Raw genomic sequence first — 13,763 nt, forward strand, 5'->3', positions numbered from 1 at the left:
TCTCATTAACACCCATGAGCCCGGTCGATTCCTTTAGGCTGCCGGTCAGTTGTTTTAGATCGCCGCGCCCACCCGTTCGTGGTCGTCGATCGCGTTCGACGACACGCGGATATCGCTCGGCGAAATGCCGTAGCGCTTGCGGAACGCGATCGAAAAATGCGCGGGGCTGTAGCCGACGCGGTACGCGACGGTCGACACGTTCGCATCCTCCGCGCACAGCATCGCGTGCGCGGTCCGCAGCCGGTATTCCTGCAGATACGCGTACACGCTCGTGCCGAATACCTTGCGGAAGCCGGCCGTCAGCTTGCGCGAATTCATCCCGACGCGGCTCGCGAGCGCGTCGAGCGTCGGCGGATGCTGAAGCTCGCGCGTCAGGATGTCGCTCGCCGCGTACACGCGCTCGACATCCGACGACGTGACGCGCACGTCGGCCGGCGCCGATTGCCGCTGCGTGGCCAGCAACTGCGCGCTCAGCGCGGTCAGCTCGAACGCCTTCGCCTTCAGGTAGTACTCGCGCACCGCGCCATCGAACGGGCAGGTGGCGATCTGCACGGCGAGCGCCTGCAGCGCCTTCGACGCCGGGCAACTGACGATGCGCGGATCGCCGCCCGTCGGCGCGAGCATCTTCTCCGGCAGCAGGCTCAGGTTGCGATCGAGCGCGTCGAGGCCGAGCTGCACGATCGTGTAGCGCAGCGGCACGTCGCGATCGTAGATCTGGTGCGTCGTGAATTCGCCGTCGTTGGCGATCACGCACAGGCCCGGCCCCTTGATGCATTGCTCGGGCTGGCCCGGCACGCGGCAGCGTAACTGCCCGCTCTGCACGAGGACGAGCTTCAGCCCTTTTTCGAGCGGCTCCTCGTACCAGTCGCGGCTGTCCGAGCACAGCGTGCCGCTCATGAGTTTCATGCCCGCGTCGATGTGCACCACGCCCGGATGATTGCCGGGCACGAGCACCGGCGGGTGACGTCGTGACGAAGCGAAGGAAGTCGATCTCATCGGAGGTCCGTTGGTGAGGCGGCACGCGCGGGCCGGCGCACGCCGGCGGCAACCGGCCGATTGTCCGGCCGGACCGGGCGGGCGCCGCGCGATCGACGCCCGATCGAACGAAATTGCCGCGATATCAAAAGAAACGGCGCTATCGCAGCACCTGTTCTAAATGATAATACCTCTCATTTACAATTTTTGACAACTTGCCGGAGCTCGAGGTCAGCGCATGCAATCCTCCCCTTCTTCCGTGGCGGCGGCCGTACCGGCCGACGCGCCCGACTGGCCCGACGCGTTCGTGCGCCGCTACCGCGACGTCGGCTACTGGCAGGACACGACGTTCTTCGACGCGCTCGATGCCTGCGCGCAGCGCCATCCCGACGCGCTCGCGATCGTCGACGGCACGCTCCGGCTGTGCTATCGCGATCTGCTGGCGCGCATTCGCCGCGTCGCGGGCGGCCTCGCGCGGCTCGGCCTGACGCGCGGCGATACGGTCGTCGTCCAGTTGCCGAACGACGCGCGCTTCATCGAGACGTGCTTCGCGCTGTTCCAGCTCGGCGTGCGGCCGGTGCTCGCGCTGCCCGCGCACCGTCACTACGAGATCGGCGCGTTCTGCCGCTTCGCCGGCGCGCGTGCGTACCTCGGCGCGTCGCCACTCGGCGATTTCGACTGCCGGCCGCTCGCGGCCGCGTTGCAAGCCGACTGCCCGACGCTCGAGCACGTCGTGATGGCCGGCGACGATCACGCGTTCACGCCGTTCGATACGCTGTACGGCGCGCCGCCCGTGCACGCCTGCGCGGCAAGCGCCGACGACATCGCGTGCTTCCAGTTGTCGGGGGGCACAACCGGCACGCCGAAGCTGATTCCGCGCCGCCATCGCGAATATCTGTACAACGTGCGCGCGTGCAGCGCCGCGAGCGGGTTCGACGCCGACACCGTCTATCTCGCCGCGCTGCCGATGGCGCACAACTTCACGCTGTGCTGCCCCGGCACGATCGGCGCATTGCTCGCGGGCGGCCGGGTCGTGACGACCGTACGGCCCGAGCCCGATCAAAGCTTCGCGCTGATCGCGCAGGAACGCGTCACGCATACCGCGCTCGTGCCGCCGCTCGCGTTGCTGTGGCTCGACGAGCAGCCGCAACGACAGGCCGACCTGTCGAGCCTGCGCGTGCTGCAGGTCGGCGGCGCACGGCTGATGGACCACGCGGCCGCGCGCGTGACGCCTGTGCTCGGCTGCCGGCTGCAGCAGGTGTTCGGCATGGCCGAAGGGCTCATCTGCTGCACGCGGCTCGACGATGCGCCCGAGCGCATCGCGCACACGCAGGGCCGCCCCGTGTCGGACGGCGACGAAGTGCGCATCGTCGATGAAACCGGCGCACCGGTCGCGCCCGGCGAAATCGGCGAACTGCAGGTACGCGGCCCGTACACGATCCGCGGCTACTACCGGCTCGCGGAGCACGACGCGACGGCATTCACGGCCGACGGCTTCTATCGCAGCGGCGACCGCGTGCGGCGCACCGCCGACGGCGACCTCGTCGTCGAAGGTCGCGACAAGGATCAGATCAACCGCGGCGGCGAGAAGATCTCCGCCGAGGAAGTGGAAAACCTGTTGCTCGCGCATCCGCAGGTGCACGACGCGGCGGTCGTCGCGATGCCCGACCCGATGCTCGGCGAACGGACCTGCGCGTTCGTCGTCGCACGCACGCCGGCCCCGTCCAGACTGGTGCTGAAACGTTATCTGCGCGACTGCGGGCTCGCGGCGTTCAAGATCCCCGACCGCATCGAATTCATGCCGCGTTTTCCGGAAACCGGCATCGGCAAGACCAGCAAGAAATCGCTGCGCGACCTGTTGCGCCGCCAGTTGCAGCCGGCGGCCGCATGAGCACGCGCGCGACCGATTCGCACTGGATTCGCGAGCTGCGGCTGTCGCCGTGCCCGCGCGCGCAACTCGTCTGCTTTCCGCATGCAGGCGGCACCGCGAATTTCTTTCGCGGCTGGCGCCGTGCGCTGCCGTGGGACGTCGATCTGCTCGCGCTGCAGTATCCGGGCCGCGAGGAACGCTTCGGCGAGCCGTGCCTGCACTCGATCGACGCGCTCGCCGGCCCGGCCGCCGACGCGCTGCAACGCTATGCGCACGCGCCGCTCGTGCTGTTCGGGCACAGCCTCGGCGCGGCGCTCGCGTACGAGGTCGCGGTGCGGCTCGAAGCGCGCGGCGCCGCGCCGCTTTACGTGGCCGTTTCCGCGCTGCCGCCGCCGCATCGCCAGCGCCCGTCGGATCTGCACCTGCAATCCGACGACGCGCTCGTCGGCGATGTCGCCCGGCTGTCCGGCGAGCACGCCGCGCTCCTCGCCGATCCTGAAATGCGCGCGATCTACCTGCCGATGATCCGCCACGACTACCGCGCGATCGAAACGTATCGGCGCGACCGCCCGCCGCGCATCGATGCGCCGCTCGGCGTGATGCTGCCGCTCGCCGATCCCGAGCTGGACAACGACGAGGCGCAGGCGTGGCAGGACGTCGCGACGCGGCCGATCCGCGTCCAGACGTTCAACGGCGACCACTTCTATCTGCGGCACCAATACCCGGCGGTGATCGCCCATCTGGTCGAACGGATCGACCAGTCCCTTCGTTACGGAAAGGAGTACACATGAAAACACCGGACGCCTGCATGGGGCTTCCCGACATTCGCGAAGCGATCGATCGCCTGGACGCCGACATCATCGACGCGCTCGGCCGGCGCATGCAGTACGTGTTGGCCGCGTCGCGCTTCAAGCCGGACGAAGCGAGCATCGCCGCGCCGGAGCGGGTGGCCGCGATGCTGCCCGACCGGCGCCGCTGGGCCGAACAGGCTGGCCTCGACGCCGACTACGTCGAGACGCTGTTCGTCCAGCTCATCGCGTGGTACATCGCGCAGCAGACGCAATACTGGCGACAACAGCGGGGGCTCGCATGAACGCCGGCCTTCCGCTGCTGCACGACACGTTCGCGCGGGCGGCCCGCCGCGCCGCCGCCACCGGCACGGCGACGCTCGCGTCGGTCTCGGTGCCGCTGCGCCCGCTCGACTTCTTCGACCTGATCGCCGCGTGGGACGACGGCGTCACGCCGTGGTGCTTCCACGAAGCCGGCGATGCGTCCGTCACGCTGTTCGGCTGGGACTGCGCCGTCGAACTGCGCGCCACCGGCGACACGCGCTTCGCGCAGATCGACGCGCGCTGGCGCACGCTCGTGCGCGACGCGGTCACGGCCGGCCCGCAGCCGCCGCGGCTGGTCGGCGGCTTCCGGTTCGATTCGCAGGGCCCGCGCAGCGCGCACTGGGCGCCGTTTCCCGATGCGAGCATGACGCTGGCGCGGCTGCTGATCGTGCGCGAAGGCGACGCGTACTGGGCCGTCTGCCAGCAGGTCGTCGCCGCCCACGACGATCCGGCCGCGCTCGCGCATGCGTGTCTCGCGCGGATCGAGTCGCTCGGTGCGCTTGCCGAGGCCGCGGAGGACGATCCGCCGCAACTGCTGCACACGCAGGCGCTGCGGGCGAGCGAATGGCAGCACGAAGTCCGTCGCGCAGTGGACGCGATCCGCGACGGCGCGTTCGGCAAGGTCGTGCTCGCCCGCGACGTGCTCGAACGGTACGCGCGGCCCGTCGCGATCGCGCCGCTGCTGCGCCGTCTGCGGCGGCGCGATGCGCATGCGCACCTGTTCGCCGTCCGTCGCGACGGGGCGTGCTTCGTCGGCGCCACGCCGGAACGGCTCGCGCGTGTCGCGGCCGGCGACGTGCGCACGCATGCGCTGGCCGGCACGATCCGGCGCGGCGCGACGCCCGACGACGATCGCGCGCTCGGCGCCGCGCTGATGGCTTCGGCGAAGGAACGGCTCGAACACGCGCTCGTCGTCGACGCGATCCGTGCCGCGCTCGCGCCGCTGGCGCGCACGCTCGACGTGCCCGATCAACCGTCGCTGCACCGGCTGCCGAAGCTGCAGCACCTGAGCACGCCGATCCGCGCGGCGCTGAATGCGGATGCGTCGCTGTTGCAGGTCGTCGCCGCGCTGCATCCGACGCCCGCGGTGGCCGGCCATCCGCGCGCACCGGCGCTCGACCACATCCGTGCGCACGAAGGCTTCGATCGCGGCTGGTATGCGGCGCCGATCGGCTGGATCGACGCGCACGGCAACGGCGATTTCATCGTCGCGCTGCGCTCGGCGCTGGTCGCGGGCGGCGCGTGCCGGCTGTTCGCGGGCTGCGGCATCGTCGCCGAGTCCGAGCCGGGCAACGAATATCAGGAAACCGAACTGAAGCTATCGGGCATGCAGGCGGCAATCCGCGTGCGCGATGCGGCCGCGCAGACGCGTGGCCGCACGCAGATGTCGGCCTCGTCGATGGTCGACTGATCCGCGTCGACCGTCAAAGCAATGGCAGCGTTTGCCGGATATGGTCGGCGAATGCGGCGGTCAGGTGCGACGGTCGCTTCCGGTCGAACCGCAGCGTAATGCCCACCGCCGGCAACGGCGGCAAATGCGGATCGCCGTTGACGATCGCGACGTCGGCCGGCACGGCCGTCTGTGTCATCACCGCGAACGCCTGCCCCGAACGCACCAGCGCGATCAGCCCGGCGAGGCTGCTGCTCGCATACGCGACGCGATAGTCGCGGCCGGCGCGGTTCAACGCGTCGCACGCGGCAACGTGATCGAGCGTATCGCGATCGGACAGCGCCAGCGGCAGCGGATCGAAATGCGCGGGATCGAGCCCCGGATAGCCGATCCAGACCAGTTGCTCGCGGCGAATGATGTCGCCGGTCGCACCGTCGTCCGGCACGGAAATCATCGCCAGATCGACCGCGCGCTTCTCCAGCTGTTCGACGAGCCGCGGCGTCGGCCCGCAGACCACTTCGACGATCGCCTGCGGATGCTGGCTCGAAAACTGCCGCAGCAGCGACGGCAGCCACACTTGCGCGTAATCGTCCGGGCAGCCGAACCGGATCGTCCCCGACAGCCCCGTGCCGCACAGATCGGCCATCGCCTCGTCGTGCAGCCGCAGGATGCGCTGCGCATGCACGAGCAGCCGCTCGCCCGGATGCGTGAGCACCACGCCGCGGCCGGTGCGCTGGAACAGCGGCTGGTCGACCACTTCCTCGAGCCGCTTCATCTGCTGGCTGAGCGCGGATTGCGTGCGGCCGACGCGCGCGGCCGCGCGGCTCAACGCGCGCACCTCGGCGATCACGACGAACGAGCGCAGCAGGTCGATTTCGAGCGAAAGCGCCAAGGTATTAGCCCCTTTTCTAGCTTGCATTAGAACTATTCGTTTCCATCAAACCAGACGCGCGCCTAGACTGCAAGCGATCCCTGCCCTTTTGCCCGGAGACGCCCATGTCCCTGAACGACGACGCAACCTTCTGGCGAAACGCCAGGCAGCATCTGGTCCGCTACGGCGGCACGTTCGAGCCGATGATCGTCGAGCGCGCGAAAGGCAGCTTCGTGTACGACGCCGACGGCCGTGCGATCCTCGATTTCACGTCGGGCCAGATGAGCGCGGTACTCGGCCACAGCCATCCGGAGATCGTGTCCGTGATCGGCGAATACGCGGGCAAGCTCGATCACCTGTTCAGCGGGATGCTGTCGCGGCCGGTCGTCGATCTCGCGACGCGCCTCGCCGATATCACGCCCGCCGGACTCGACCGCGCGCTGCTGCTCAGCACCGGCGCGGAATCGAACGAGGCGGCGATCCGGATGGCGAAGCTCGTCACCGGCAAGTACGAGATCGTCGGCTTCGCGCAGTCGTGGCACGGGATGACGGGCGCCGCCGCGTCGGCCACGTACAGCGCCGGCCGCAAGGGCGTCGGACCGGCGTCGGTCGGCTCGTTCGCGATTCCGGCGCCGTTCGCGTACCGGCCGCGCTTCGAGCGCAACGGCGCGTACGACCCGCTCGCCGAACTCGACTACGCGTTCGACCTGATCGACCGTCAGTCGAGCGGCAACCTCGCCGCGTTCATCGCGGAGCCGATTCTCAGTTCGGGCGGGATCATCGAGTTGCCGGAAGGCTATATGGCCGCGCTCAAGCGCAAGTGCGACGCACGCGGGATGCTGCTGATCCTCGACGAAGCACAAACGGGCGTCGGCCGCACCGGCACGATGTTCGCGTGCCAGCGCGACGGCGTGACACCCGACATCCTGACGCTGTCGAAGACGCTCGGCGCCGGGCTGCCGCTCGCGGCGATGGTCACGTCCGCGGCCATCGAGGAACGCGCGCACGAGCTCGGCTACCTGTTCTACACGACGCACGTGTCCGACCCGCTGCCGGCCGCCGTCGGCCTGCGCGTGCTCGACGTCGTGCAGCGCGACGGTCTCGTCGCGCGCGCGAACACGATGGGCGAGCGGCTGCGGCGCGGGCTGCTCGACCTGATGGAGCGCTTCGACTGCATCGGCGACGTGCGCGGGCGCGGGCTGCTGCTCGGCGTCGAGATCGTCAAGGATCGCCGCACGAAGGAGCCGGCGGACGGCCTCGGCGCGAAGATCACGCGCGAGTGCATGAAGCTCGGGCTCAGCATGAACATCGTGCAGTTGCCCGGCATGGGCGGCGTGTTCCGGATCGCACCGCCGCTGACCGTCAGCGAAGACGAGATCGACCTCGGCCTGTCGCTGCTGGAGCAGGCGATCACGCGCGCGCTTTAACGTTCTTCACCGCCTCACTCGGTCCGTCGCACCGGCTCAACCTGCCGGTGCGACGGGTTCCGATCGTTCAACCCGCTTCCGCCGCCCACGCTTGTGCGTCGGCGCCAGCCGGAATGCGCATCGGGCTCGACGGATCGGTCGCCGCGCGCCACACGGCTTCGGCGACGTCCTGCGCATGGGTGATCGGCCCCGACGCATCGAGCATTCGCGCGACGGCCTTGCCGACGAAGTCCGCATACGCTTCGTGCTCGAAGCCGTGCATGTTGCCCCGTGCGTTGTCCGCGAAACGCGTATCGGGCGCGCGGCCCGGCAGCACGAGATGCGTGCGCACGCCGAATGGCTCGAGTTCGACCGCCATCGATTCGGTATAGGCGTTGACCGCCGCCTTGCTCGCCCGGTACGCGCTGACCAGCGGCAGCGCCTTCAGCGTCACGCTCGACGTGACGTTCACGACCACGCCGGCGCCGCGCGCGCGAAACTGCGGCAGCACGGCCTGCGTCACCGCGATCGTGCCGATCGTGTTGGTGTCGAACAGCGCGCGCACCGTGTCAAGCGGCGTGAGTTCGGCCGGCGCGGCCGCGCCGAAGCCCGCGTTGTTGACGAGCACGTCGATCGGGCCGGCGGCGTCGACCGCGGCGCGAATGCTGTCCGCGTTCGTCACGTCGAGCGGCAGCACGCGCAGGCGCTCCGCCGGCGGCAGCACGTCGTCGCTCGGCGTGCGCATCGTCGCGACGACCTGCCAGTCGCGCGCGAGAAAATAGCGGGCGATTTCGAGGCCGAAGCCGGAAGAACAGCCGGTAATCAATACAGTTTTCATGCGAACTCCTCGGGTGTGTTGAGCATGTGTTCGTACGATAGAGGGCCGGCGCCGTATTCGCTACAATCGACAATCCGCTTTTCTTTTGCGAGAGTCCGGCGATGATCGACCCGCTGACCGAAGTCGTGACGCTGCTGCAACCGGGCGCGCGGTACGCGAAGTACGTGCGCGGCGCGAGCCCGTGGGCGATCAACCGCACGGTCGCCGGCGAGCCGTTCTATTGCGCGGTCCTCGACGGCGGCTGCCGGATCGCGATCGACGGGCACGCGCCGATCGAGTTGCTGGCCGGCGATTTCATGCTGATTCCGGCCGCCTACGGCGTCGCGATGTCGAGCCTCGAACCGCCGCCGCCGGGTGTCGAGACCGCGCCGCCCGTCATGATCGAGCCCGGCGAATACCGGATCGGCGACCCCGCGAACCCGGTCGACACGCGGATGATGGCCGGCAACTGCAGCTTCGGTTCGCCCGATGCGGCACTGCTGGTGTCGCTGCTGCCGCGCTTCGTGCACGTACGCGGCGAGCCGCGGCTGACTACCCTCGTGCAACTGGTGCGCGACGAATCGCGCGCGCAACGGCCGGCCCGCGAGATCGTGCTGGCGCGTCTGCTGGAAGTGCTGCTGATCGAGGCGATGCGGTTCACGACCGGCACGCACGCGTCGCCCGGGCTCGTGCGCGGGCTCGCCGACAGTCGCCTCGCCGCCGCGCTCCGGCGGATGCACGAATGCCCCGCGCACCCGTGGACGATCGTCGAACTCGCGAAGGAAGCCGCGCTGTCGCGCTCCACGTTCTTCGAACGCTTCAGCCGCGCGGTCGGCGTCGCGCCGATGGAATACCTGCTGACGTGGCGCATGGCGCTCGCGAAGGATCTGCTCCGCCGCAACGAAGGCCGCATCGCCGAAATCGCGGCGCGCGTCGGCTACAGCTCGGCAAGCACCTTCAGCGTCGCGTTCGCGCGGCACGTCGGCCGGCCGCCCGCGCAATATGCGCGCGACGAACAGGCGACGGTGAGCGAATCATGAACCGCACCCGCCCTCTCTGTTCCGCCACCTGCAACCCCGTTGCGTCACGCCGCGACGACGGTCGAGGCCCCCGATGACGACAGACGCCAAGGCCGCCGGCACGACCGACCACTGGCTCGTCGCGCGTCGCGACGCGGAGACCGGCATCGAAAGCCTGCACGCGCATTTCAACGGCCATGCGTACGATGCGCACGATCACGACGACATGCTCGTCGGCTTCACCGAACAGGGCGTGCAGCGCTTCCAGTGCCATCGTTCGCTGCATACGAGCGTGCCGGGCCGCGCGATCCTGATCGAGCCGGGCGCGATGCACGACGGCCACGCGCCCGAAGCCGGCGGCTTCACGTACGGGATGCTGTACCTGCCGCAAGCGTGGGTCGAGCGCGCCGCGCGCCGGCTCGACCTGCCGGGCCTGGGCAGCGTCGAAGCCACGTTCGGCCATACGCTCGTCGACGATCGCGGCCTCGTCGACGCGATCCGGAATGCGTTCTTCGCGCTCCACGACAACGAAGGCCGGCTCGCGCGCGACCAGACGCTCGACCGCCTGCTGATGCGGCTCGGCAGCCAGCTAGGCCGCCCGCCCGCGCTGGAAAGCGGCGTCGTGCCGCCCGCGATCGTCCGCGTGCGCGACCTGCTGCACGAACACATGGACGACAACATCGGCCTCGACGAACTCGCGAGCGTCGCCGGCGTCGACCGGTTCCGGCTCACGCGGATGTTCCAGCGCGCGTTCGGCACGTCGCCGCACGCGTACCTCGTGCGCTTGCGGCTGCGCGCCGCGCGCAGGCTGCTGGCCGCCGGCCGCACGCCCGCGCAGGCGGCCGCCGACGTCGGTTTCGCGGACCAGAGCCACCTCGGCCGCTGGTTCCGCCGCGCGTACCGGATCACGCCGGCCGCATACCGGCAACTCTGCACAAACGTTCCAGACTGATCGCGCACGACGTCCGATCATGAGCGCTCCAACCAGGAGCAAGCATGTTCGATACCAAAGTAGCGCTGATCGTGCGCGACGATCTCGCCGCGTGGCAGAAACTCAACGTGGTCGCGTTTCTCGCGACGGGTGTCGCGGCCGGTGCGCCGGACGCACTCGGCGAGCCTTACGAGGATGCCGCGGGGCGCCGCTATGGCCGGATGCTCGGCCAGCCGATGATGGTGTTCGCGGCGGACCTGAACGGGTTGCAGGCCGCGCACCGGCAGGCGCTGTCGCGCGAGCTAATGATCGTGCCCTACGTGCGCGCGATGTTCTCGACCGGGCACGATACGGCCAACCGCGAAGCGTTTCGCGCCGAGGATGCGGACAATCCCGATCTGGTCGGCCTGGCGTTGCACGGGCCGAAGAAGGCCGTCGACAAGGCGGTGAAAGGGCTGGCGTTGCATGCGTAAGCGGGTCGGGCAACCCCGCCGCTTTCGTTCGATCCGCGTTTGGGCCCATGTAGCCGAATTTGCAGCGAACGAAGCCAATCCGGCCACATGTTCCCTGCAAGACGACGGCTGCGCCGCCGGCCCGTTGCAGGCCGGCGGCGTCCCGTCGATCAACCGCCGAGATACGCCTGCTTGATCCGGTCGTTCGCGAGCAGGTTCGCGCCCGTGTCGGCCAGCACCACGCGCCCCGTTTCGAGCACGTAGCCGCGATCGGCCACGCCGAGCGCCTTGTTCGCGTTCTGTTCGACGAGGAACACCGTGACGCCTTCGTCGCGGATCGTCCGGATGATGTCGAAGATCTGTGCGATCACGAGCGGCGCGAGGCCGAGCGTGGGTTCGTCGAGCAGCAGCAACCGCGGCTTGCTCATCAGCGCACGGCCGATCGCCAGCATCTGCTGCTCGCCGCCCGACATCGTGCCGGCACGCTGCGCCGCGCGTTCCTTCAGGCGCGGAAACAGCTTGAACACGTGCTCGATGCCGTCGTCGATCTCGTGACGGCTCGCGAAGAAGCCGCCCATCTTCAGGTTCTCGAGCACCGTGAGGCTCGGAAACACGCGCCGCCCTTCCGGCGAGATCGCCATCCCCTGCCGCATGATCTGGTGCGTCGACATCGCGGTGATGTCGTTGCCCTCGAACAGCACGCGGCCCGACGACGCGCGCGGCGTACCGCATACCGTCATCATCAACGTCGTCTTGCCGGCGCCGTTGCTGCCGATCAGCGTGACGATCTCGCCCTTGTTCACCTCGATCGACACGCCCGCGAGCGCCTCGACCGCGCCGTAGTGCGTATGGACCTGTTCCAGCTTCAGCATCACTCTTCCCCCAGATAGGCCTTGATCACGCGCGGGTCGTTGCGGACCGCTTCCGGCGTGCCGATCACGATCGGCCGGCCGTGCTCCATCACGAGGATGCGGTCGGACACGCCCATCACGAGGCTCATGTCGTGTTCGATCAGCAGCACCGATACGCCGAATTCGCGGCGAAGCGTGTCGATCAGGTGCTGCAGCTCGATCTTTTCCTGCGGGTTGAGGCCGGCCGCCGGCTCATCGAGCATCAGCAGGCGCGGCTCGGTGATCATGCAGCGCGCGATCTCCAGACGCCGCTGATGCCCGTACGACAGCGTGCCGGCCGGCCGGTTGGCGACCGCCGTCAGCCCCATCCGGTCGAGCCACACGGCCGCGCGTTCGAGCGCTTCCTTCTCGGCATGACGATACGCAGGCGTCGCGAACAGGCCGTGCAGCAACCCGGCCTTCACCTTGCGATGCTGTGCGACGAGCAGGTTCTCGACGACGGTCAGCGACTTGAACAGGCGGATGTTCTGGAACGTGCGCACCAGGCCCTTCAACGCGATCTGATGGCTCGACAAGCCCGCGATCGCGTGACCGTCGAGCACGACGTCGCCGCCGGTCGGCTTGTAGAAGCCGCCGACGCAGTTGAACACAGTGGTCTTGCCCGCGCCGTTCGGCCCGATGATCGCGAACACCTCGTCGCGGCGCACGTCGAAATCGATGCCGTCCACCGCGAGCAACCCGCCGAAGCGCATCTGCAGCCCGGCGACCTTCAACAGTTCCGTATTCGCGCTCATTGCGGCAGCTCCACGTGGGGACGGCTCGCGGGCAAGAGGCCCTGCGGACGCCACATCATCATCAACACCATCACGAGACCGAAGATCAGCATCCGGTATTCGGCGAACCCGCGCGCGACTTCCGGCAGCACGGTCAGCAGGATCGCCGCGAGAATCACGCCGAGCTGCGAGCCCGTCCCGCCGAGCACGACGATCGCGAGGATCAGCGCCGATTCGATGAAGGTGAACGATTCGGGATTCACGAGGCCCTGACGCGCCGCGAAGAACGCGCCGCCGATCCCCGCGAACGCCGCGCCGAGCGTGAACGCCGACAGCTTGATCCGCGTCGGGTTCAGCCCCAGCGACCGGCATGCGATCTCGTCGTCGCGCAGCGCTTCCCACGCGCGGCCCATCGGCATGCGGATCAGGCGGCTCGTCACGAACAGCGTGAAGCCGACCAGCACCAGCGCGATCAGGTACAGGAAGATCACCATGTGCTCGCCGCTGTATTCCAGCCCGATCAGTTCATGGAAGGTCTTCGCGCCTTCGACGCTCGCCGAGCGCGCCATCTCGAAGCCGAACACCGTCGGCTTCGGAATGCTCGAGATGCCGTCCGGACCGCCGGTGAGGCTCGTCAGGTTGTTCGCGAGCAGGCGGATGATTTCGCCGAAGCCGAGCGTGACGATCGCCAGATAGTCGCCGCGCAGGCGCAGCACCGGGAAGCCGAGCAGGAAGCCGAACGTCGCCGCGGCGATCGCCGCGATCGGCAGGCACGCCCAGAACGACAATCCGAAATACTGGTTCAGCATCGCGTACGTATAGCCGCCGACCGCATAGAAGCCGACATAGCCGAGATCCAGCAGCCCCGCGAACCCGACCACGATGTTCAGCCCGAGGCCGAGGATCACGTAGATCAGCGCGAGCGTCGCGACGTCCACCGCGCCGCGCGAGCCGAAGAACGGCCACACGAGGCCAACGGCGAGCAGCACCCAGATGATCGCGCGCTGCTGCCGCGCGCCCATCGCGGGCATCGCCGGCAGCTTCACCGCCGATTTCGCGCGCACGAGCCACGGCTTGAACAACTGGAACAGGAACACGGCCGCGACCGCGATCCATACCGGGCGCCAGTGCGGCGTCAGCACCACCTGGTAACCATCGAGCTTCAGTTGCAGCCCGAGCACCGGAATCGTGAGGATCGCCGTCAGGGTCGCGGCGGCCACCGCATTTTTCAACGCCTGGCCGATCGATGCGTCGGCGGCCGGGCGGCGAACGGAAATGACTTGACTCATCTGCGTC

The 13,763-nt window shown here is 68.9% G+C and carries 14 protein-coding genes; 8 read left to right on the forward strand and 6 right to left on the reverse strand.

The genetic code is table 11. From position 1 onward, the window contains the following. Positions 1–54: 54 nt before the first annotated feature. Positions 55–996: an AraC family transcriptional regulator gene (locus GJG85_RS22245; RefSeq protein ID WP_204384418.1), complete on the reverse strand. Its 942-nt coding sequence runs from the start codon at positions 994–996 to the stop codon at positions 55–57. A 217-nt stretch (positions 997–1,213) separates the two neighbouring features. On the opposite strand from GJG85_RS22245, the gene GJG85_RS22250 reads away from it, so the two are divergent. The 4 genes from GJG85_RS22250 to GJG85_RS22265 are packed head-to-tail and all read left to right on the forward strand — an operon-like array spanning position 1,214 to position 5,368. Further along, positions 1,214–2,866 (forward strand): AMP-binding protein, encoded by a 1,653-nt coding sequence (locus tag GJG85_RS22250; protein ID WP_204384419.1) that lies wholly within the window; start codon positions 1,214–1,216, stop codon positions 2,864–2,866. After that, the gene (locus GJG85_RS22255; RefSeq protein WP_050012359.1) at positions 2,863–3,636 is read left to right on the forward strand and encodes an alpha/beta fold hydrolase; all 774 of its coding nucleotides are present in this window, start codon (positions 2,863–2,865) and stop codon (positions 3,634–3,636) included. Before GJG85_RS22250 ends, GJG85_RS22255 begins: the two co-directional genes overlap by 4 nt. Then, on the forward strand, positions 3,633–3,938 hold the full coding sequence (locus GJG85_RS22260; RefSeq protein ID WP_050012358.1) for an isochorismate lyase: 306 nt from the start codon (positions 3,633–3,635) through the stop codon (positions 3,936–3,938). Before GJG85_RS22255 ends, GJG85_RS22260 begins: the two co-directional genes overlap by 4 nt. Next, a complete protein-coding gene (locus GJG85_RS22265) occupies positions 3,935–5,368 on the forward strand; it encodes an isochorismate synthase (RefSeq protein ID WP_050012357.1) in 1,434 nt (477 codons plus the stop codon). The genes GJG85_RS22260 and GJG85_RS22265 overlap by 4 nt, the downstream gene beginning before the upstream one ends. 13 nt (positions 5,369–5,381) lie before the next feature. On the opposite strand, the gene GJG85_RS22270 is transcribed toward GJG85_RS22265, so the two are convergent. Next, positions 5,382–6,266: a LysR family transcriptional regulator gene (locus tag GJG85_RS22270; protein ID WP_204384420.1), complete on the reverse strand. Its 885-nt coding sequence runs from the start codon at positions 6,264–6,266 to the stop codon at positions 5,382–5,384. A 77-nt stretch (positions 6,267–6,343) separates the two neighbouring features. On the opposite strand from GJG85_RS22270, the gene GJG85_RS22275 reads away from it, so the two are divergent. Beyond that, complete coding sequence (locus GJG85_RS22275; RefSeq protein WP_050012355.1) at positions 6,344–7,645, forward strand: aspartate aminotransferase family protein; 1,302 nt, start codon at positions 6,344–6,346, stop codon at positions 7,643–7,645. Between the two features lie 67 nt (positions 7,646–7,712). Here the strand turns inward: GJG85_RS22275 and GJG85_RS22280 are convergent, their stop codons facing one another. Further along, positions 7,713–8,462, reverse strand: coding sequence for an SDR family oxidoreductase (locus tag GJG85_RS22280; protein ID WP_050012354.1), 750 nt, complete (start codon positions 8,460–8,462; stop codon positions 7,713–7,715). 101 nt (positions 8,463–8,563) lie between these two features. Here GJG85_RS22280 and GJG85_RS22285 point away from each other — a divergent pair, with 101 nt between their 5' ends. The 3 genes from GJG85_RS22285 (at position 8,564) to GJG85_RS22295 (ending at position 10,864) form a co-directional block, all read left to right on the forward strand. Beyond that, positions 8,564–9,481 (forward strand): AraC family transcriptional regulator, encoded by a 918-nt coding sequence (locus GJG85_RS22285; RefSeq protein ID WP_050012353.1) that lies wholly within the window; start codon positions 8,564–8,566, stop codon positions 9,479–9,481. Positions 9,482–9,554: 73 nt separating this feature from the next. After that, positions 9,555–10,412, forward strand: a complete 858-nt coding sequence (locus tag GJG85_RS22290) for an AraC family transcriptional regulator (RefSeq protein ID WP_124631613.1) — start codon at positions 9,555–9,557, stop codon at positions 10,410–10,412. Positions 10,413–10,456: 44 nt separating this feature from the next. Then, on the forward strand, positions 10,457–10,864 hold the full coding sequence (locus GJG85_RS22295) for a DUF2000 domain-containing protein (RefSeq protein ID WP_050012351.1): 408 nt from the start codon (positions 10,457–10,459) through the stop codon (positions 10,862–10,864). A gap of 149 nt (positions 10,865–11,013) precedes the next feature. Here GJG85_RS22295 and GJG85_RS22300 read toward each other — a convergent pair whose 3' ends face one another. The 3 genes from GJG85_RS22300 to GJG85_RS22310 are packed head-to-tail and all read right to left on the reverse strand — an operon-like array spanning position 11,014 to position 13,756. Beyond that, the gene (locus GJG85_RS22300) at positions 11,014–11,715 is read right to left on the reverse strand and encodes an ABC transporter ATP-binding protein (RefSeq protein ID WP_006484776.1); all 702 of its coding nucleotides are present in this window, start codon (positions 11,713–11,715) and stop codon (positions 11,014–11,016) included. Then, complete coding sequence (livG, locus tag GJG85_RS22305) at positions 11,715–12,488, reverse strand: high-affinity branched-chain amino acid ABC transporter ATP-binding protein LivG (RefSeq protein WP_050012350.1); 774 nt, start codon at positions 12,486–12,488, stop codon at positions 11,715–11,717. Before livG ends, GJG85_RS22300 begins: the two co-directional genes overlap by 1 nt. Further along, entirely contained in the window at positions 12,485–13,756 is a 1,272-nt protein-coding gene (locus tag GJG85_RS22310; protein ID WP_204384421.1) for a high-affinity branched-chain amino acid ABC transporter permease LivM, read from the reverse strand. Before GJG85_RS22310 ends, livG begins: the two co-directional genes overlap by 4 nt. Between the last annotated feature and the right edge of the window lie 7 nt (positions 13,757–13,763).

It is taken from the genome of Burkholderia sp. MS389, from assembly GCF_016899425.1.
Classification (GTDB): domain Bacteria; phylum Pseudomonadota; class Gammaproteobacteria; order Burkholderiales; family Burkholderiaceae; genus Burkholderia; species Burkholderia sola.